The 24202-nt window shown below is 24.0% G+C and carries 11 protein-coding genes and 1 tRNA gene; 9 read left to right on the top strand and 3 right to left on the bottom strand.

Going from position 1 to position 24202, the window contains the following annotated elements:
- Nucleotides 1-561: 561 nt before the first annotated feature.
- From MAGTDC_RS02695 to MAGTDC_RS02685, 3 genes are all read left to right on the top strand, one after another.
- Nucleotides 562-2049 carry a nitrite/sulfite reductase gene (locus tag MAGTDC_RS02695; protein WP_146656935.1) on the top strand — a complete coding sequence of 496 codons (1488 nt, stop codon included), beginning with the start codon at nt 562-564 and terminating at the stop codon, nt 2047-2049.
- An 87-nt stretch (nt 2050-2136) separates the two neighbouring features.
- Nucleotides 2137-2943 (top strand): ferredoxin--NADP reductase, encoded by an 807-nt coding sequence (locus tag MAGTDC_RS02690; RefSeq protein WP_146656934.1) that lies wholly within the window; start codon nt 2137-2139, stop codon nt 2941-2943.
- Nucleotides 2944-3173: 230 nt separating this feature from the next.
- Nucleotides 3174-4199, top strand: a complete 1026-nt coding sequence (locus MAGTDC_RS02685) for a PLP-dependent cysteine synthase family protein (protein ID WP_146656933.1) — start codon at nt 3174-3176, stop codon at nt 4197-4199.
- Nucleotides 4200-4647: 448 nt separating this feature from the next.
- Here MAGTDC_RS02685 and MAGTDC_RS02680 read toward each other — a convergent pair.
- Nucleotides 4648-4719, bottom strand: a tRNA-Val gene (locus MAGTDC_RS02680).
- A 6437-nt stretch (nt 4720-11156) separates the two neighbouring features.
- On the opposite strand from MAGTDC_RS02680, the gene rpsR reads away from it, so the two are divergent.
- The 4 genes from rpsR (at nt 11157) to MAGTDC_RS04830 (ending at nt 16270) form a co-directional block, all read left to right on the top strand.
- Nucleotides 11157-11840: a bS18 family ribosomal protein gene (rpsR, locus tag MAGTDC_RS02675; protein ID WP_146656932.1), complete on the top strand. Its 684-nt coding sequence runs from the start codon at nt 11157-11159 to the stop codon at nt 11838-11840.
- A 2864-nt stretch (nt 11841-14704) separates the two neighbouring features.
- Complete coding sequence (locus tag MAGTDC_RS02670) at nt 14705-14899, top strand: hypothetical protein (protein ID WP_146656931.1); 195 nt, start codon at nt 14705-14707, stop codon at nt 14897-14899.
- Between the two features lie 430 nt (nt 14900-15329).
- On the top strand, nt 15330-15479 hold the full coding sequence (locus MAGTDC_RS04835; protein ID WP_192573137.1) for a hypothetical protein: 150 nt from the start codon (nt 15330-15332) through the stop codon (nt 15477-15479).
- A gap of 578 nt (nt 15480-16057) precedes the next feature.
- The gene (locus MAGTDC_RS04830; protein WP_192573136.1) at nt 16058-16270 is read left to right on the top strand and encodes a hypothetical protein; all 213 of its coding nucleotides are present in this window, start codon (nt 16058-16060) and stop codon (nt 16268-16270) included.
- 1094 nt (nt 16271-17364) lie between these two features.
- Here MAGTDC_RS04830 and MAGTDC_RS05955 read toward each other — a convergent pair.
- Nucleotides 17365-17589, bottom strand: a complete 225-nt coding sequence (locus tag MAGTDC_RS05955; RefSeq protein WP_414173063.1) for a 4Fe-4S dicluster domain-containing protein — start codon at nt 17587-17589, stop codon at nt 17365-17367.
- Nucleotides 17590-17675: 86 nt separating this feature from the next.
- Nucleotides 17676-18806, bottom strand: coding sequence for an NAD(P)/FAD-dependent oxidoreductase (locus tag MAGTDC_RS02660; protein ID WP_146656929.1), 1131 nt, complete (start codon nt 18804-18806; stop codon nt 17676-17678).
- Nucleotides 18807-18819: 13 nt separating this feature from the next.
- On the opposite strand from MAGTDC_RS02660, the gene MAGTDC_RS02655 reads away from it, so the two are divergent.
- Nucleotides 18820-19371, top strand: coding sequence for a GTP cyclohydrolase I (locus MAGTDC_RS02655; protein ID WP_192573135.1), 552 nt, complete (start codon nt 18820-18822; stop codon nt 19369-19371).
- A complete protein-coding gene (locus MAGTDC_RS02650) occupies nt 19364-19681 on the top strand; it encodes a phosphoribosyl-AMP cyclohydrolase (RefSeq protein ID WP_278046954.1) in 318 nt (105 codons plus the stop codon). The genes MAGTDC_RS02655 and MAGTDC_RS02650 overlap by 8 nt, the downstream gene beginning before the upstream one ends.
- Nucleotides 19682-24202: the final 4521 nt, after the last annotated feature.

Raw genomic sequence — 24202 nt, 5'->3', positions numbered from 1 at the left:
TATAATTCGAATCAATAAGTAGTATACTGAAAGTACTAAACAAATCATTGATGTTAATTATAAAACATAAACAAAAACCTATCTAACAGAAAACAACAAAGACTTAAGTTTTTAAAAAATGATAATATTGAAGATGTTATTATTAAATTGGTGTTAAAATATAATACTTTATAGACATATATTTATCTTTCAAAATTATAACAAATACATTTAATACATTATATAGAATAAATCGTTGGATGGTCACTTTCAACAACTAATATCCTTTTTTGTTTGGTTTAAATATAAAATCTATAAATATAGAATTGGTTACTCACTTATGAAGAATGAAACATTCAAATTCTTCAAATAAATCGTATTAAATTTGATGATTAAGAAAAGAATAAATTATACTGTAACACATTCGAAAACTAATAAGAAGAACTTAGTGGTATTTGAAAGTATTTATAATCGTAATTTATGGAGTTATTTATTAATTAGTAAAAGAAATGAAATAGTAAACCAAAATTTTTACATTGATAATTTGAAGTTAAAAATTATAAACAAAGAAATCTCCTTGCAATGATAAGGGAATTTGCTGGAAAATATTTTGTTTCTCTTATCCAATGGACAAGTCAATTAATGAGTGATTCAGAATTCAAAACAATTAGACTCCTTAATGGAGTATATTTACAACTTCACAGTTATATGTTAAGAGTTGCAGTACCGTGTGGTGTATTAAATGCTACCCAATTATATGCATTGTCAATAGCAAGTCAAAAATATGATAGATGATATTTTCATGTTACTACCAGACAAAGTGTCCAATTTAACTGAATACAATTGAGAGATACACCTCAGATAATGAATGCGTTAACAAAAGTTGGACTTTGAAGTGCTCATACTGCAGGTAATTGTGTTAGGCAAATAACATGTAATCCAAAACATGGAATCGGTCTTGACGAACAAACAGATATAACAGACTTAATGACTGAACTTTATAATCAATTTATGTTAAATGAAAGATTAATAGATTTACCCAAAAAAGTTAAGATCAGTGTTAGAGGTAACATTACAGATAACAACGCAGGAGCTTTCAATGACATTGGTCTAAGATTAATGGATAAACGGATATATGTGACTGTTGGAGGTGGATTAGGAAAAGAACCAAAGGTAGGTATTAAGTTCATAAGTTTAGAAAAGGAATATGTTTCTAGTTGGATTGCCACTCTTCTTGAAGTATATAGGATATTTGGTATAAACAAACAACGTCCGGTTAGGATAAAACATTTAGTTGAAGAAGTAGGAAAGGCTGAATTGATTAAGTTAACACATGGATTTAAAAGAATAAAAACAGCCACACCTCCGAAATGTCCTCAAGACATAAGAGTTAGAAATATTGATACAATAGAATGAGATAATTCCAAAGAATTTGAAACATGATTTAATACTTGAACGTTTCCAAACAAACAACTGAACTTTAGACATGTAGAACTCAGTTGTAATTCAGGAATAGGTGCTCCAGGAGATGTATTGGCTGGTGAGGTTGATGTTATATGTAAGATGGTTCAGCTTTATTGCCTAAATGAGATAAGACTAACACAATCACAAACGTTGTTACTTCCATATGTTTGTATTGTAAATATGAAAAAAGTATTTCAAATATGTAAGAGGTTTATACCAAACAATATAGCATGTTGTCCAGGTTTAGATTATTGCACAAAAGCCAATACTAGATCTATATTTTTAGCAAAGAAACTGTCAACATTAAAAACAAACCTTAAGATCCGAATATCCGGTTGTCAAAACTCATGTAGTCAACACCAATTGTTTGATATTGGTATCGTTGGAGTTAATAAATCGGGTAGGGAATATTATCAAATCCTAATTGGTGGCGATGGACCAAACGGAATATTAGCTCGTGTTTTATGCAAGGCTGTACCAGCATTTAAGGTTATAGGAATTGTAAGATGATTAGATAAACTTATAAAGAAACTAAAAAAGGATAGATTTGAAAAAACATACCAATGTTTAGCTAGAAACAAAATCAAGTTACCTAAAAATTTATAACAAATATATGTCTTATGTTAGATACAATTATAACAAATGTTATTTGAACTACTTGTTGTTAAAAACTAATGTTATTATAATATAAAAATGAACAATAAATTCGAACTATCAAACGAATATGTCTTGGTTAGGGTATTATCTGTTAAACATTATACTAACACTTTGTTTAGCTTCAAAACTGCAAGACCAAATAAATTAAGATTTAAACCCGGTGAGTTTATAATGATAGGATTGATAATTAGAGGTGAATTAATATTTAGAGCTTATTCAATATGTAGTCCAACGTGGAGTGATACCTTAGAATTTTATTCAGTTAAAGTACCGAACGGACTCTTTACTACCTTTTTACATAAAATAACAACAAAAACCTCAATTATCATTAAAATGACACTAACAGGTACTTTGGTTCTAGAAGCTTTGAAACCAGGTAAACGTTTGTTTTTACTTTGTACAGGTACAGGAATAGCACCATTCATTAGTATAATATTTAATCATGAGACTTACACCAAATACAACGAGGTAATAATAGTTTTGACATGCAGATATTCGCGAGAATTACAATTCTTCAACGATAAAATCAAACAATTAACAAACCAATCTCATATTAGACCATTTGCAAGGAATAAACTAAGATTTTATTTAAGTATAACTCAAGAACCATATCCATATACTGGCAGAATAACATGATTGATAAAATCAGGAACGATTATAGTTGATTTAATGATATACAATTTTAACATGATGGACAGATTTATGATTTGTGGATCACAACAAATGATATTCGATGTAACAAATCTATTGAAAACATTGGGATACATCGAAGGTGCAACCAACAATCCACAAGATTTTGTATACGAAAAATCATATGTTAGTCAACTTAAAAGTAATAATTAAAACCAAATCATTGGTTAACTGATTTAAAAATATAAATACTTTGATTGTAAATCGAAATATTATTATAAATTATGTGTTATACAATAGAAATAAACTTACAACATATGGTTCTTAATAATTCAAATAAAATCCTTAGCAAACATATATATTACTACTAATATAACACGATATGTGGAGTTTATTTATTTTTAATTATATAACAACAATTTATCTGAATATAACGAAGAATGATGGGAACTAAAAAAGTATACTCTTCAATAACAGAAGTTACTGGTAATACTCCGATAGTAAGATTAAAGAAAATAGAAGAAAAGTATAATATTAAAACTCAACTTTATGCCAAGTTAGAATATTTAAATCCTTTTGGTTCTGTTAAAGATAGAATTGCCGAAGCTTTGGTTGAAGATGCTTGAAAACGAAACAAATACAATAAAGATACAGTTATAATTGAAGCAAGTTCCGGTAACACTGGTATCAGTATTGCTGCTGTTGCTGCCCGTAAGGGCTTAAACTGTTTGATAGTAGTTCCAGAAAGTATCTCAGACGAAAAAACAAATATGTTAGATTTGTTAGGTGCAAACATTGTGTTTGTATCAGAAGGAATAGAAGAAGCTATTAGAACAGCTAAGGAACTTACAGATCAAATTAAAAATGCAGTAATGACATGTCAGTTTGAAAATAAGATTAATGTTAATATCCATAAGAAAACAACGGCAAAAGAGATAACTAAATCAGTAAAGAAAATAGATTATTTCGTTTCTGGTGTTGGAACAGGAGGTACTATCACGGGTGTTGGAGAAGTATTAAAGAAAAACAAGAAATCAAATACCTCAATTGTTGCTGTTGAACCTTGGAAAGCATCTGTTCTATCAGGAAAACAAGTACAGTCTCATGGAATTCAAGGTATAGGCGTTGGTTTTCTTCCAAAGATTTTAAATATTAAACTTATTGACTACATCTTCAGAGCAAAAGACCATGAAGCGATTGAATATGCCAGAATCATGGCAAATACAGAGGGAATAGCAGTAGGTTTATCTTCAGGAGCAGCAATATGTGCTGGAATGAAATTAGGTGAGATTATCAACAATCCTTTGAAAAAAATATTAATAATGGTTCCATCATCCGCAGAAAGATATATGTCAACCGAATTATTTGATAACAAATCTCAGTCATTATACGAGTTAGCAGAATTATTCGGTCATCCAGATTCAGATACAACCAATAACTTAGATAAACAACAAGATCCTGTTTTATAACTGATTTAACAACATTTATAGTCCTAGTTTTTACACCAATAATCTTTAGGTAATATAAATAAGATTTATTATCCTTATTACCTCTTATTTCGTTGGTTTATCTCTATAATTGTTTATAACTGAATTATTATCAAACATAAGATATTCAAAACTATGCTAATAAAATCATGATAATGTTGTTGAGTCATATAAATATGGTTCTAAACTCCAGATAAAATCTTATTAATCTATTAAAGGATAACATTCATAGCCAACGTTTGATACTTTTATCAACTAAACGGCCGAATAAATCCCTATCTTACTATTAATTTTATCATAAAATAATCTACTTAACTTATTATTTTCCTTGATTTTAATCATTATAACAACAAATAAACTCATTTTATATAGGATTCATCCATTTACTTGGATTTTGTTTCCTGCTTCATTGAAACCACCAACATCGATATGGGCGATAAGGGAATCGAACCCTTGTTCTCTTCGGTGTAAACGAAACACTCTGCCACTGAGTTAATTACCCATAACAATTACCATATAGTTATAATATCTTATTGATAATTAAATATGTTATACTAAAAACAACATAACAATGTAAAAACGGAGATAATTATAAACTCTCATAAAAATTCTAACAAATCTGGATGAGAATTAACGTAAGTGAAAATGTTATTACCCTGTGTTGTAAATTATAATAAAAAATTCATTAACACCAAACAGATGTATAGTTGTTTAAGATTAACAAAATATTAATTTTAATACTAATATTGAAAACTAGTTAAAACGTTATTACTATTAATGATAAATTATTAATCAAATTATATATCTGATATATAAAGATAAATACATATATTTACATCAAGCATATATTTTAAAATAATAATCCATCTTTCTATGGCAATTAAACTGATTTTATTAATTTTTAATAGAACTAAGCTTATTTTGTTGGCAACAGGATCGTAATCACAAATCCGAATATTATTTTTTATCCACATAACGATTTAAATCAATTTGTAAATATTACCATAATAATCTTATTGAATAATTAAATTTCCATATATAATCCCATGGTAACGATACTACAACCAAATTACTTTTTAATCTTAGATATTAATTCTCATATCGATTCTACCTTCATTTATTTTAACAAAATTAAAACATTTGGTTCCTTATAAGCCTAAATTCAAACACATTTTCTTTTTTAAAGGATGTTGATGGTATTTGATACCAACTTAACAACATCAATGGTACCTAATTGTCGGTTCTAAATCAGATGTTTATTTGTTCTTCTTATACTAATAATTGAATTTAATACACATTTATTACTACTTTTTTAATAATTTTACATTAAAATAATAGTTATTAATATCTAAAACAACCTCCAAGCTTGAAACATTATATCCAATGTAACTGGATCCACATCATTTTGATAACAAGATGTCTTTAATTTCCGATTTACCATTACATTCTGTTAATATTTAGTTGCTGATAACAACGTTCATAATAATCTCAACATGCCATAGTCATTCTATGTCATTGTAAATCAATAACATCATCCTTTTATCCTAAATTAACATATATTTTGGCATCTGTAAACTTATTAACAACTTTTTTAAAACCAAATATCTCTTATTAAGTATTATATTTTATTTTTTTGTTCAATACTTATATATATATTTTTTTTGATTATCACTTGGATGTTTTTTAGTGTTAAAAGATTTTCTTCTCTATCTATTTTGTTAAATTTATATCTATCTAATCTACTTAACTGTACATTGATGTCTTACCTGCTGAATTAGGAAGCCAACAAAAACAACACTTTAACCATGTACTCTTCAACAACGTTGGGTTATAACAGTGTCCAAGGATTAACAAATTATTATTTACATGCCTGTTGTAATTATGGTTCAAAACTTTTCGAAACCTAATCCTCTTCTAGAATACTAATGTGTCTTCTGTTTTTTTTTGAAGTAAAGTTCTTTAATACGAATATCTATTCGTTGATTAGTTTTAAATGAATTATAATTCCATATTATCACTTTTATAAAATTCAACATCAAGATCTAAAACCAACATCTATTACCATGTATTCGTTGTTGTGTTTTTTCTAATTCTATTTACTTCTTACAGCTTTTCCTTTGATTTAATTTTCTACTAATTTCACCTTACAAAATGTTTATTTGTTAACTTAATATGACTTGCTAGTTTCATCTCATATATAACATATCCTTTTATTTTTTAAAAAAGAAGAAACCGCTTGAATAAAGATAATAAACTGTTCAATTTATATTATATTTAAACCAACACCCAAATGATTTATCAGAAAGTAAGAAATTAAAATGATATTGATATTTATTTATAAAAGGGATTGATTTGTTGTGGTAAAACAGTTAATTCAAGAAAACATGTTAAACTAATTATAATTAGAGGTGAAATCGTTAAATTATTAGTAATTAGAATATAAATGCTCTTTTAAGTTGAGTATTATTATAATTTTTATTTAAGTAATTCAACAAAAACCCCCAAACATCATTTTATTATCACCGAAAACATCCGAAACTTGAAGTAAATTAGATATTGTTCGCTAATCATAAATCTAAGGCGGTATGTTATATTGAAATTAATAAGCCGATAGATGATTATATGTTCTCTAATTTGATGATAATTATAACAACAAAGACATGAATTGATTTGTTATTTAGTTAATGTGGTACTATAAACATCAAAACAATAGAAGTAATCAAAGTTTTGATATAAAAGATCAAACGTTGTAATAAGTTGTTGTTTATTTTTGAAAATTTATAATAAATTCTAAATACGAAGTAAATTTTAAGCTTATAAACAGTATTGTAAATAAGAGATAAGAATTAATAGTTTAAAAAAAACAGGAATCCATAATATATACTAATATTTTTAACACTTTTGTTTAATGTATGATCAAGATGATAATCTAAGCACTTATTTCAATCTATGATATGTTAGATCTTAAAGACTAATCCTTATGTTTGTAACTAACTTTAAAGTATTATATAAACACACTAGATGTTTGATATTTTTATTTTCTAAATAAGTTTAATATTGGTACTGACATATAGTATTGAAATTATTTTAAGATAAAATTAGACTTTTAAAGTAATACTATATGAGAATATAATGAATTAACATAAAAATAATAATTCTATGCATTAAATAATACATATTAATTTTTTAATATAAAAAGAATAAACTAAACAATCAAAAGTTACAAAATTATTATTAGTCATTAATAAATGATTGGAATTATATACATCGACTGTTGTACCAATAATTAAGAATTGTATAAGATAATTCATTGATTACAACAATTTAATTCAATAAATCCAATCTATAATAGTTATTAGCTAATAAAATAATAGATTAAAACTAAAACTTATAATAAGTATGACCACAATATTTGATTAGTGTTGTATTGTATAAGGATAAATTAAATTTACCACATCATAACATAAGAAGTTATTAGAAATAAAGCCAATTAATCAAAACAAATATAAATATGTTAAAACAACAAGCAGCGAGAAAGTATTTAAGTATAGTTAAATAACTTGTAATAAATACTAACCAAAAAAACTCTAATCACCTAATTAGAATATATATCTTCTAACTTATCAAATATATATAAATATATATATAACATCAAAGATACTATTGAGTTTTTAGATAAATAAGACCATAACATTTTATTAATTAAATTATAAAACCTTCAAAGATATAAAAATATTCAATCAACCTGAATAGTACATTTCTGTAGTGTGGTTACTAATAATTTTAATATTTCTGATTAATACTCATAATTTTTTAAAGAAAAAATAGGAAATCATAGAGGTATATATTCTAAATACTATAAATATATAATTATATCTTACTTAATGTTTCTTTTGATTAGATAATTTATTTAAATAAGTATAAGTTCAACATATGAATTATTTGATTAATAGTATTGTTCATAAGGAACTAACAAACATAAATATAAAACATATAACTTTTTTAAGAGTTTATTGGTAATAATATTAATAGTATCTAATCTAATACAAGTGTTAATAACAACGTCCATAAGAAATATCTAATTATAATGTAGAATATTGAAATTATTATGTTTTGTCATTGGTTTTTAACAAATTGGCATGTATTGCCAATCTTAAATGAAACATTTTATAAATTATTACATTGACTTAATCACCAATAACAAGTTTTTAATAAAAATTATGATGTAAGCGGTAAGATATAAATATATGTATATACATTAGTTTTATGTCTAACATTTTTGTTGGGTTTATCTTATAATTAGAAATATATTAATTAATACCAATTATTACATCAGCATCAATTAACCTATTAGTATGTTTAATATTATGTTTAATTTAAATAGGATTTAATAATTTTTTGTTATTGTTTTAAAATGTTTAGTATGTAAATATAACAATTAATCGCTTACTATAATTTGTTTGATCTTAGATCCGTGTAATTTTATCAATCTTGATAAGTGTTTAACTAAATTTCTCAATGTTCTTGATTAGATCTGATTCTTTATTTTTGTTAATATCCAAACTATTATTATTTCAATATCCCTAGACAACTTATAGAACATAGTAACAACATATTTAAATATTTTGAGTAATTTCTTCTAAATTATGGTTTTCCTATTTAAACTCTTAGTATAAGTTTCTTTTCTTTGTACTTTCAGTGTTGACGTTGATATATATATATCGTGATAATTTTATATTAAATACTAACAACAAAATAACATAATATGTTAAATGAAACCGAATTACATCTTTTTTTTCCAACTATATAGATCCTATTTGTTTATTTTGGACTCAAATAAGTAAATGTATATACATTATTCAATACTTGTAATATATAATAAGTTGGAATTTAGATTTCAATCTAATATCATAACTTAACAGTTTTCTTCTAAAATACAAATATTCTTAATATTAACTAATGGTTTTTAAACAGCATTGAGGCTTTTATATCGGTTTTTCTGCTCTAATTGTTTTTTTAATTAAGTTATAATTTATAAATATACTACCTTCTTCAATTTACTCTACTGCTTGGCCGTTGGTGATAAATATGTTTACTATGAAGTAATTAAACAACGTTGTAATTATAAAACTTCACTTATAGATAACTGCCAACCGCAGTAGTATATTTTAGAGTATTAAGTTCTTTTATTCCTTTAATTAAAGAGAATTTATAACATATGGTTCTTATGTGATAGTCATACAATGATAAATGATCAATTGTTTATCATATTTTTAATTTTAAAACGTTATTTTTTTTACAAGCAGCTCATTAGAGTTAAGATTACTTATTTTAGTTAGAAAACTACCACAATTATTGTATTTTTTTACAAAAGTTTTGTTTCATGATCATCAGATCAAACAATCAATCTTGTTTTGTATCATAAGTTAACAGTTTTTAAAAATATATCAACAATTAGTTCATACAAATGTCCTATGTATTGTGAATCTATTTGTGTAAGCAGGAACGATATAATTTTTAAAGATTTTATCCATTGTTTATTATATTCTTTCCTAATATTTCCAATATTATTTTATGAACTTCTATAATCTTATATAGTGGCTAAATATAAATTTTTAAAATACTTTATGTTTATGTTTTTAGTTAACTAATTATCTTGATGATTCAGTTTTTATATATAAACTTAAACGTTTGGATTTATTTTTATCTTACAATTTTATATTTTGACTTGTTTCTTAACATTAATATTAATATTTCTGTTCAAATTTTTAATTAATATGTTGGTTACTGCTTATTTAAACAAAAAATCAAAAATAATACACGATTTATTAATAATAAGTCATATCTTTTATAATTAGTTATGATTAAACTCATCGATAGAATACTTAAATTTATTATATATCCATGTTGATATTAAGCCTCTAATTAAAATAGAATTCATTTCTTACAACATTTTGTTAGTAATTTTAATGGTTTTTATTTTATTAAATCAATGATTATCTTTTTTTTAGTTACTATTTATCTCAATCCCAAGAGATTAAATTATATTTTTCTGATGGTATTCTTATATTAATAACAAGCGTTTTCCTAGTTTAATTGAACATCTTGTCGTTTTATATATATATATATATTAAAATAAATCCTACTTTTAAAAACATGCATTAAACATACAACAAAATTGCTAATCTGTTAATTCTCGTGAATTCTTATAAAGAACAACCATATAGGTGTTTGTTAGAATCGTGATGTGAATCAATTCATTCTCATATCTTTTGATCTTATGATGTCGTTAATGTTTAATTTGTTGTTTAAATCTTTATATAAGTATAAAAATAAATATATGGCAATTAAACATTGTAATTTTCAAATGAAGTATAAGTTCATGACTTTAACATTTATTCATTTTGGTTTTTCTTTAAAATAGTAAGAACATAATTAAATTCAAAATTTTATTAGACCTATTGTCAATGATTTTGTTTGTTTCAAGTTTGAATTATACGTAGTAACAGTGATGTATATAAGGTTTAATTGAGAAATATTATTTAAACATTTATTTTATTGCAAGTATGATTTATCTATAATCATTGTCATGCTAACTTTATTGTGTCTAATGGTTTTGGTCTTAAAATAGGTATAAAACTGTTTGGATTTCCTGACTTGATCAAATCTAATTGATACTTCAGTGTTTAATTTAATACAACCAATTATTCATATCTAATAACATAATACTTGTTCGTTTCTTCTTTTTTTTTACAACTTAGTATAACAAAAGTAATTAGAACTAATCCATAAACGGTGTATATTTTAAAAGTTAAAGATAAAGAACTGATCTATAAACGTTTATTTCGGACATTAACTGTTAAATAGTATCTGTTTGGTACAAAATCAAACATAACTTTAATTAAATCGGGAATAAATTCCTATAAAACATTCGATACAATGCTCAATAACCCGATCTCGTTGGAAACAGATAACATGAAGAGATATGAATTAATTGTTATTTTGTTGCCAACGTTTGATGCTGATAGAATTGAAACATTTATTTCAACAGTAATAGATATTCTCTATAAATTAAGAATTAAAGCATTTATTATTAAAACATGAAGAAACAACCTGAATACCAGTACAATGTTGGCATGATATTTACATTTTATCGTTGATACACAATTCGTGTTAACAACTTGTGTTTTAAAACGGATCAAACAGTCCATAAGATTTGATGGCTTAATAACAAGATGGCATCTGTTTTCTGTTAAATTAAATAGAACTGATAAGAAACCAACGGTACATGTTGTTAACAAATTATCAGAATATAAATTATCGAAAGATATAAATATGGTAGAACAGAATGAAAATATCTCTAGATGTTCTAATGAGTCTTGTGGTATTTTCTTACAAGAATTGAAATGACCTTGGTTATTACAACCTATTGATCGATATAAGAATATAACTATTTTACAAAACTATATTACAGATTACGGTGAAATTATGTCAAGAAAAGTAACTAAATTAAACAAAAAAATCCATAGAAAATTATGTAAAGAAGTAAAGCGATATAGGAATTTAGGTTTAATATCGAAAACAAAGCCGATCCCAGAAGTTGATCAAGATAATGACATTTAAAACTGATAGTTAAATGGACTGCAATGAATAATTCTTCCGTAAAAGTCTAAGAAAATAAATCTATATTCAATATTAAATATCCAAAGTTATCGGTTATAAGTCTATGTGGAATAGTTTAAGTATTAAAGATATATTTATATGTTGACACTTAGATAAAATTAACAACGATTGAATAGGATTAAAAATAATTACTAATAAGTTGTTTGTAAAGTTCTAAATTTGTCGAACAAACGGTTAGAAGTTTATGGCCAACATATTAAATTTATATTACCTAAATGAAGCTGATTATTAAGATTAACATTGAGTAATTCAAACGTCTATATATGTGTTAACACAAGATATATTTGTTGTAATATGGAAAAACTTATTAGTTAAGAAAAAAATATTAAATAATAATTAGTTTACTAGTTCCCATGTAGTACAACCAGCACTAAGAAGAATAAACAAAATAATTTTATGAGATACCACATATAATAACATAAAATTGAGTCCTATTTTGTTGTGAAATATCAATCAAATTATTAATTTAATACCAGATGTTCAAGTTTCATATAATTTTCTTCAAAATATTTGTGCTTAGAATCAATCAGATGTGTTTCATACATGAAGAGCCGCTAATTTCAATAAAAACTCAAGGGCAAACCAATGATAATGGAAATCGTTTAGATAAAAAAATAGATTAGAATGTGATTTACATAGGATTTAATAAAAAATAGGAATACTTGGAATTGAATTAAAGATATCGATACCAAAAACCCGATGCCCAAACCTACCTTGACTATATTCCATGATAGACTTAGAACAATATCGAACTGCCAATTTTTTTTGCACTTATCAAGTACATGTTTTTTTAATTAAACTACAAAACCTTAACATTATATCAATCATAAACACATTTATTAACACAATATAGAGAATCTAACTATGGTTGTTGGTTTTTATCTTCTGTTTATATATACTAAATGATTTCATCAACGACCAATACATATATATGTTTATACATTAATACCTATATTGTTTTGTAATAAATTTATTTCTATTAGCAAATCTGGAATGACTGAAAGTTATTACTTTTAAAATTAATTCATAATTTTGGTATGATAACATTTAATTAAGACATAATAATTTAATACTATTAATTAGTTTAAGAATAAATATCTTTCTTCTGTAAGTATTTCAAAATGTAGTACCTAACAATGCTGTTAATCGGTATTAAATTTTAATTTATATCTAAATCAGTTATGTGAACGTTTCGATACAAATAGATCATCTAATTAGATGAATTTCTTGGTATAAAGATTAAATTTCTATTGATATTACAGTTAATTATATATAAAATATAACATTGGATACTAGTATTTAATTTGTTAGCTTTATTGTTAAAAAACCGTTATATGTTGTTAATATTGTTATAGCTGATTTTTAATCAGATTTAAAGATTGGATAACAACACGATAAATTCTATAAGCTAATCAAATCTCAATTTATATAATCGAAGTAAATAAAATCTTCATGTAATACCATGACATTTGTTGGTAATAAAGAATTATCAGATAACAATGTTGTTACTTTGTTGTTGTTATTAATAGTAATAGAAAAAATTATTAGATTAATTCCATGGATGTTAAATAATAAATGTTCAATGTAACATAATTTAGAATAGAATTCGATACATTATATTATTTATGATAAGTTATTAATTTATTTTAACAACACAAAACCATGATTTATACTCGATATTTTCTTTAAATTATAATATTTATTCAAATCTTGGCAAGGGTCAAGATTACGTTGGTTTTTATAAGATATTTTGAATGAGTCGAGAATTTATCTTAGACATTTTTTATAAAGTATAACAAATTATGAATGTGATAATATTATAAGCTCATAACAGAGATAAATTAATGTGGTTTATAACAACTATTGATTTATAATAAAAAAACTACCATTCTAAAATGTATTGATTACTATCAAATAGATATTTTTACATTGAATATTATTGGTCTTAGATTATAATTTTATTCTAAACGTTAGATAATATTTGAATTATAAAAAAATATCTCACCTCTGGTATTTAATCACATGTCAAATGTTATTGACGGTTTTTGATACCTATTAGGTTTATATTATTATTTCAAGGGAGAAAATATGACAATAATAGTAGATGGTTTTCAACCTGCCCTACATTTTGTAGATAAATATCGAATTAACAAACTGTAATAATTATTTGTTATCAACATCATAAATTATATTCAGTTTCAAATATGGGAATTTGTTTCGACAAGAAAAAATTTCTTCAACGATTTAAACCTATTAATTTTGGGTGGAGAAGATGTACATAAAATAAAATTGAAACACTTAAGTTCTTTGAATAGTATATCAGATAAACACTGAATACTGGTTTTCAATAATCATTTGAATTAATGTATTTGTCTAAAATTATTCGATAAAAAAATTAAGTTTAAATCACAAGAAATATATATGCAAATATTTTTAATATAGGTTATCTTCAAATTAAAAGTATTAATTTAATAGATAATTGACAACCCAGTTTCAAGTTAATTTCGTTTTACAATTAATAACATGTCGGCATATGAAGTTAATAAATTATTAAACAAGTTTATGATTTGTATTCGTTTGAAATATCATTGCAATACTCCATTAATAGAATATCTTAGATAGAAATAACGGTTTATAGAATATTAATCGGTTTATATATATATATATTACTTATTAAAGATGTCAATATGTTAATATATGGTATTAAGATGTTTAATATAACAACAAAAGAATATCATTTATGTTAAAAAAATTATTAAAAAATTAACAATATAAAGTTATAAACAAACATTGAGGTAATTGAAATGAATACAAAACAAATATACTCGTCATATGTTGATTCGTTGGATATAGAATCAGATCAATCAGGTCCAAGAAAAAAGATTTGATTTAGTGATGTCACTTCCAAACATAGTAGGAGATTAACATATCGAACATATTTTAAATGTTGTAATACAGAAAGTATTCTTATTTTGAGATTTATTATAAAAGAAACATAAAATGAACTACCTGATAGAAGTCGGTCATGCAGGTTTAACAACCAAATGTATTTAATCTAATCGTTATAACAAAGTTAATCCATTGTTAATCCATTGGACTTTTGAATCTGGAACAAAAACGAAAAGTGTCTAAAACAAATTATCTTTTAGATCAAAGAGTTCATATGGACTTTAAAATCAATGAAGTTGGGATTTACTGCAGATAATCAATTTAATATTACAGTGAATTATGATTTTGTTAAACTTTGGACCAGAGGAATGGTAATTTCAAAGAAAAACTTATTACGATGAAGTTATGAGTTATAAACAACATTATCTGAAATGGAATTAGGTATAAAAAGGGATTAGGTTGTTGATTTGGTTTAAATAATATTTTTTGGTACTAAATTGTAGATGAAATAGAATGTGAATATTAAATAACTACAAAATGTTGGAAGAAAGTGATGTTAAGATGCAAGTATTAAAGATAATTGTTAATTTAAATGATATTAGTTTTATTAAAATTAAATCAAATTTTTTAATTGATTCGATGTCTATTGAATTATGCCGATATATTAGTCAATATCAATCATGAACATAATTTAAACATAATAGATGATATTGTTGAAACTTCTTGTAACTTGTTATGTATTTCTAGTAAAGATTTAAAATAGCTAATTATTAAATGGACTTATATTAGACACAAAATATTTGTTATATATAAAAAAAGAAAATAGATATGTATATTAATAAAATAAACATGTTTAATTATGTTTGAGTAATTGATGGTATGTTTTTAAAAAACTAATGAAAATTAAATTCTTATTGACGAATATAAAAAATTATTCAAGGATAAATTTGGATTGAAATTTGAAATTATGATGTATTTCAGGATTTATAGAATGAAGGACATAAATTTCCGGTACTATGATCAAGGTTCTAAAGTAGTTATAAATGATTTAATAACAAAAGTAAAATATTATTCAATAGCGTGATATTCCCTATTTTCTTGTTTAGATTAAAACAAAATTCATTCGAGAAATATCTGTGTTGACACTTGATTTTCATTAGTCCTCTGATATTTGGCATGTTTATGTTGTCTACATAAGATTATCTAATTTAAAATCTATTATAAAGTAGAGATATGGTATTTACAGATATTGACATAACATTTTTCGGATGATTAGAGATAATTTTAATTTAAAATATAGTAATGAATGAAAGAATTCTATTAGAAAGAATCTTGATTCATTCGATTATTTGTGATTTAAAAAAGATAATAAAATGTCAAGGACAAAAGGTAACATAATGACTCACAATGTTCATTGTTTAATTTGTAACGAGTTAGGTACCTTAGAATTATATTTTTCTGGCATTGAACTTAATACTTAAAAAAAAATAAAATTTGTTTGGATTTAATCATTTTATGTAAAAAATACGTTAAATAAATTATGAAATTTTAATTGTATTAATGTTGACGGAAAACTATTATTGGTTTCAATATATAGTCATTAAATCTTATTTAGTATTTATTGTAGACACAGAAAAATAATCAAGTATTTTAATACATTTGAGTTTGATAAATTTCAAGCAGAATTAATAAAGCTAATAAAATATGATGTTAATAGTTCCGTATCGATACGTAAATTGTCAGAAATAAGATTCGATTAAACTAGTTTATAAAGTCTATTTTTCTTCATGTTGAATTGATAGAAAACCGAAATATAATTTATATACTAAGACAAAAAAAACCTATTTCATATTTGGATAAATGTTAAAATTAATCTATTTGTTTGAATTTAGTGATGTCAGATTTATTAGTTAATGGTTCTAAGTTATTTAAACAGATGTTGTTATGTATTGGAACGTGTTAGTTCTATTGATTTTTTGGTTTTTAAGAAGATTAAGAATAACAAGTAATACTGAAATTATACTTCAATAATAATACTTTAATACCAATACATTAAAAATAAAATAAATAAATCAATGTTCATTATGTTTAATTAATTAACAGATTAATCATTAACTATTAACAACGTTATAACAAAAATTAATCAATTAAAGTATAAATTCTAAATTTCACTACCATTAACATAGATAAATTTTTTTAAGTCCAAAATATGGATATAAATTAGATATCTTAACATAAGTTTGATAACAAATAAATCTCTGTCCAGCTAATTAATAATAGTATAATAGGTCTATTTTTTGTTTTAGTAAACATATAAGCAATGTTATGGATGATTAAATAAGTATATAAGTAAATATCTATTTAAAAAAATATATTAGATAAATGTATATATCAACATGTAAATTATGAGGTTTTTGTAACAGATATTATGGCTAAAATTATATATATAACTAACCTGTTGGTTTTTTATCTATAGTTAATAGGTATAATAATAATTTTATTACGATTATATAGATTTATTTATAATTTTCAGTCATGAAATTAGGTCCATCTCCGTTTTTACACACATTTCAATCTATTGTTTTTCTGCTGTTTTTACTAAACATGTCTTACATTGTAAACAATTTTTATGGTTTATTTTAAAGACATAATGTTTGAACTGTTTTTCCCATCTAAAAACTCCAGCAGGACAAAATCTACTACTCATCTTGTTATTTAATCTCAAATCATATATTTTATGCTTCATTTCATCCGTTACACTAATATGAGAACCAAGTCCATAGTTTATATCGGAAAACATAAGAGAATTATCCCTGTTATCCTTTATATTTCAATCTCCTGGTGGTTTTTCGTTGTAATTGAATCATTTGTTTTTAAGTTTAAAGTTTAATAACCATGAAAATATAATTTTGTTGATTTTTTTATAAATAACAGCAACCAATGTCCCATATTTTTGAAAGATAGTACTTGTTTGATTAGATATTTTAAGATGTTAATCATATCAGCATCAGTTAAATAATCTATTATATTTGTGACCATTTTTGTAGTTGTAGTTATATATTTTTCTGCTACCATCTTACCAGATATTATGGCATTATGTAATCCTTTTAATTTCATCGGATCCATTAAGCCAAGAGTACAACCTATTACAGTACATCCATGTAAACATGCAACCGTTGGATTGTTCATGTCATTAACTGCTATTATTTTTGCACTGTATTTAGTTTTAACAGTTCCCTTTATTAATTCAGATATTTTTGGATGTAATTTAAATCTTTCAAACTCATTGTACGGATTTATATAACAATTAGAATAATCCAAATAAGTTACATATCCGATTACAACTTTATCTTTGTAACAATAAACAAAACCGCCATTAGAATTATCATCTGATGGTCATCCTATTGTATGATATATCGAACCTACATTATTACTTGTTGGTTTGTTGATCTCGTATTTTCTTTCTTCTCGTATTCCAAGTACATATTTTTTGTTGATTTTAATATTATGATGTCTAAATATTTTTTCAGTTAAGGTTCCACAAGCACCTTCAGCTATAATAACATGATCACTCTTGATTTTGTTGCCACCAGCCAAAATTAAACCTACTATCGAATCTTTATAGCTTAAAAATCCATCTACTGCACAACATGTACATATTTTAACTCCAATTCTGGTTGCTTCTGTAGCTAATGCTTTACAAATTTCTCCAATATCTACTAAAATATTTCCCTTATTTCTGTATTCATCTGGTGCAAATCTTGTTAGATTATAATAATTATTTTTTGTTAATCTCCAAATGTTTTCGTTTGTTATCACCGTGTTGTATTTTAGAGAATATTTAGATATATACTCGTAATATTCATTTCTTTGAATAATAGCTCCAGATACTAAATGACCACCAATTTCTGAAGATTTTTCTAATATTATTATATTATTTTTTGGTTCAAATCTTTTTAGTTCGATTGCCGCTGTTAGACCTCCAGGTCCAGCTCTTACCACAATGATATCTTTCATAAACGTTTATAAAATGACTAATAAGGTTATAATAAAAAAAATAATTGAATATGTCGGCGACGATTCAAATAGGAATGGATTAAGATCAACCCCAATCAGAGTTATTAGAAGTTTAAGAGAAATGTACTGCGGATATAAAACACAATTACCAAAAGTTAATAAAAGTTTTAGTTATATTAATTCGAATATAGATTTGGTTTACATAAAAAATGTTTTTATAAGTTCAAATTGTGAACACCACATGTTGCCATTCTTTGGCCAAGTAAATATTGTTTATTGTCCATCAACAATGGTTTTAGGATTATCTAAATTTATTAATATTTTGAATTTTTATAGTACTAGACTTCAAACTCAAGAGAGATTAGCACAACAAGTTGTTACTTACATCAAAAATATTATTAGACCAAAAGCAATAATGTTAAAATTATCTTGTAAACATGTTTGTATGTTGGCAAGAGGTGTTAAATCAATATGTTCAACAAGCGGAATAATTATAAATGAGGGATTATCAGTTATATCACCTATATTAATGAATAAAATGTTAACCGTTGTTAAAGATGAATAATTTAGAATTGAATTGTCTAGATCTAATACCCGTTATTGTGATTGATTTTTATTCAAAAGAAGTAGTTATGTTTGCTTATACAAATGAATTATGTTTAAGATTAACTCTGATAACAAAATTCTGTCATTATTACAATTGTGTTGATCAATCTATTTGATTGAAAGGATGGGAAGGTGGAGATTTACATCTAGTTCAAGAAATATATACTGATTGTAATTCGAACTGTCTTATTTTTAGCATATTAATATTACAAACTGGACTTGTTTGTCACACTGAAAGACCTTCTTGTTTTTATAAGTTATTGAAGTAATAATGTATTTATGAATAACATCTATATTTATTTAAACATCACATCATGATAACTGCCACTTTGTTGTTATCAATATTTTAATCTAATTAATGACATAAGTATGAATACATTTATAACAAAAAAACATTAATTAACAGAGAAATAAAACAGATTAATCAACCAAAAAAATTTGCTTAAAGATCTTAATACATTCAATCTCAATAACAAGTTTGTTGTTTTAGATGTTAAATCAAATATCAACATGATTTATGTCATAACTGTTGTTATATTTTGTTTGGAATCGTTTAGTTAATATATTATAAACATTATATGGTATAAATATAAAGATTTAGATTTGATTTGCCTGTTGGTTGTAATAAATTTGTAGATATAATATTGGTAGATATAACTTAGTGTTTTTTTTGTTAATCAATCATAAAAAATAAAGATATTAATATTTGAAATATTTTAATATTATAATTAATACCATACAAATACACAACATTACAAATAGTTTATTAAGAATTAGGGATATAAATGTTAACGACTATTGAGTCAATGACTCTTATTTGGAAGTAATAGATCTTAAATATATAACAAAATTAATAAAACAAGACAACAGGATGTAAATGTTAACTATAAAACAATCAAACACGAAAAATGATGAACTTATATTGATTAAATTAGTATCAGTTATGTTAGAGAAAAAATTATTAAGCCATTAACATGTTTTTAAATAGTAGACAACGTATAGAGAAGTCAATTGTCATCTAAACACAAATGCCTACATGATGGAGCCGTAAATTAAATTGAAATTTGTTATAAAGTTAAAAAAACAAATATTTATCCATGATCTTTATAAGCAATTTAAAATAAGAACTATTATGTGATTAGGTAGTTTTAAATAATAACTTTTGTTGACATTGAATGTAAGATTAAAACCAAATAAGGTCATTAGATTTATAGTAGATGTTTGAATCAACCGAGATACTATAATAGAAATATAATGTTTACGAATGGAATAATATCGGATGAATCAGTAGATCTATGAAATGTTCGTAAGTATTATTTAAGACGAATAATTGGGTGTTTACAAATTATACTAATATTAATCTTGATGTATATAACATAACAGACTAATTCTTATTACTTTAATATCTAAATAAAATATTATTTTTCGCTTAAATCTTAATATTAATAATATAAATTTACCTTATATAATCAATATATATATAAAGTGTAGTAAAATAACATCAGATCAATGTATTGTTTATAAGATTAGCAATATTTTAAATATAAATTAAGAAAATATTATTAAAATGTTAGTACATCTAATATGTTAGATAAATAAAAAACGATGAAATGGATTAATTCTATTAAATTAACATCTCGTTAAGAACCATTTTTAAAAAAAGATATATAGAATAATATAAGAAAATAGTAATTATTTATTACTAACAAAATCTAAGCTTATAAATTAATCTAAATTATTGATTTCTAATTAAACAACAACAAAATTGTTCATTCATCAACAATTGGTATCTTTAATTTTAATAAGTACATTAATGTGTAAGATTTTATATTATTATACATGATAATTACGTGTTTTATTACAAAAGAATATTGGTAATGGTGATATTATTATCATTGAAGAATTAATTCTACTTATTACATATTAAAGATCAATGGGGACAGATATTAATTAGGTAAGTGTTTTAAAAATTTATAACAAATATATGTTGGAGATTATAAACGTTGGTGTAGTATTGGCTGTTAGAAAATTAGATAGAATGTAGATCAATATAGATTTAGAATATTAGAATGACTAAAAAAATAAGTGGGAAGTAACAATGTAAAGATTTATCGCAATCTAAAAAGAGTTTATTATAACTTTATTAATATTAGTTATTTTTAAAACTTGAAATAGAACAAAACTTATAGCAACATAAGTCTTTCGGTAATTTTTATTGAGATATTAATTTATAATATTATCTAATTCTATTTTTTTTATATTTAAATAAGATATCTAAGTCTTTTGTTAACTATAATGACGATTATTATATCTTTATTATAACTAACCGCAATACATAAGTTTTTTGAATTTAATTTATTTCTTTCATTTAGGTTAATAGTCGGGCATTTAGATACACAACAGTTTAACATTTAGTGGTTTTTGTATAAAGTACTGAAAATATCTCTTCGTTGGTGTCAGAAATATAATTACCTAATAAGTTATTAGGGTCAATGCTTTGTCGGCAGAAATGTTATCAATGGTATTTATTAATGATACATAATTGTTTTCTTAGGACTTTGAAGCTATCAGGATTTTGAAACTATTAAGTTACACTTGAATAAATTAGACTCTTTAGAACTGTTCTTGTTATAATTCTAGTATCTAATCTGATATAAAAGTTAAGTAGTTTTTTTGTTGTTAAGATTTATTAATACTGCCTATAATCTGGTCGTTTAAATTTTTTATTACACTTAATAGAAAACATATTAGATAATTATCAACAGGCAAACAAACGTTTGATAATAAAGAAATTAATTCTTATATCGATGGAATTATAATATAGTATAGATATTTTTCAAAGTTCATTATTTTGTTGTTCATATTAACACTGTAGAATTCTAATAGAAGATTAGCTATCAAATATGTAGTTAAACGTGCTAATAAACTATAAGCGACTACATGTGATTTGCCAAACCGTATTCTGCAAATCTAAATAATAGTATCAAGTATTTCATTTGCTTAATTGTGACCTATTTTGTTAGCAATGACATCATTCTATGTTTTTGTTGGTGTTTAAGATGTTTTTTTGTGTAATCATTATTCTTATCGAGATATCAGCGTTAGCTAATGGGTACGTTGTCAATTTCTATTGCTATTTACAATTACTAGTTCTTGATATGTTCTTGATATATTATTATTCCATATGTTTCATCTAACATAACATCTATATCTTGATGTAGACTTGTACGTTTTGTTCGTTTTCATTTTACATTTGAATAAGTTTATATCTATGTTTGATCAGTTCTAGGTCTATATACTACATCAGTGCAGTTAAATCTGTAATACTTAGGAGATTTATATGTTTTATATGTTCTTTTATTCTTGGTTTCTAATTGAACTATTCCTAATATCCATGCCATTAACAAATATAGTTCAAGACTTTTTTTGTTATCAATATAACATTCTAAATCATACGGTTGGTTATTATATGTTCATTATGGTTTAATCAATGATTATAAATGTTTTAAGGCCTAATCAAATCAAATTTTGAATAATCCAGTATTGTCTATTCAATTCATATTATGCTATATGGCTTTAATTCTGTTTTTTTTTAAAATTTCAAACAACTGGTATGTCACTTGCCAGTAGTGTTTTGAATATAGTTAAACCTACAACATGTGTTAATACATGTCTATATAAACTAATAAGTTTTAGGGTAATGTCTATTATCTTATAAAAAAGAGACGAGGGTATATAATTTTTTATAGTACATCTAAGATAGAATTAGTTTCATGACTGAATGTTGACATCAATTTACATAGTAGTTTTAATTTATTATAGGAACTTAAATGAATATTTATCGACATCTTTTATGACCACTATTAACTTGTAATGAATTGAATGTTATTATTTGATAAATGTTTCTTATTTCCATATTTTTGAACATATCTTATGAATTTTTCTCTACCTTTACGATAGAACTTTATATCTATATCAGATAAACTAATTCTGTTGATATTTTAAAAGATTTTTTTAAAAAGTAGAAGTATCATGAATTATTTGACCAACAAATATGTTATTTCTAAACAACATACTATTAATGAATTGGAGGCTAATTCTCGATTAGAGCCAACATATATATAAATTTTTGTTGTGCTTAGCTTTTAATGCACTAATTTAGAAATATTCGGAATAACATTATAATAGATAATTCCTTTAATAATTTGTCATAATATATTCTCTTTTTTTCTTCAATCAGTAATAGAATATATTCTAATGCTTCGACAAATTTAGGATATAATATATTTGCTTGATCGTTGTTTTACTTGTTTTTTTTTAAAATGATAAGCAAAGAGAATTATTTTTATAAATGGAAATTACATTAATTTACTAATTAGTAGTTGTGACGTTTAATTGTTTGATGGTATCATAGAATCATGTAAAGTATGATTTTTTGTTTTGCAATCACTGAAGTAATTGTTCTTAGAAATATGTGTTAATTTTTTTTTGGAATAGATTATAAAATTTTGATTACTTCGATATCTTCTGATGATTCAAACGTTGTTTTTTGTTATAGCAACGTCAAGTCCATTAGTTTTAACATATTCTACCATGAAATTCTTCATAGAAGGGTGGTAAATATATTTTTCTAATTCAATACATAAATTGTTGTTTAGATATATAATTTTAATAATAATTAAGTCTAATCAATGGGTTTTTAGGTATAACTTGTGTTGTTAAAAAAATTCTAAGGATAAATTTCAATTTTTCTTATTAGGTATAATTATTTTTAAAAAGTTGTTGTATGT

The sequence above is a fragment of the Candidatus Hodgkinia cicadicola genome (assembly GCF_002774925.1).
This window is presented reverse-complemented; position numbering and strand designations above follow the sequence as displayed.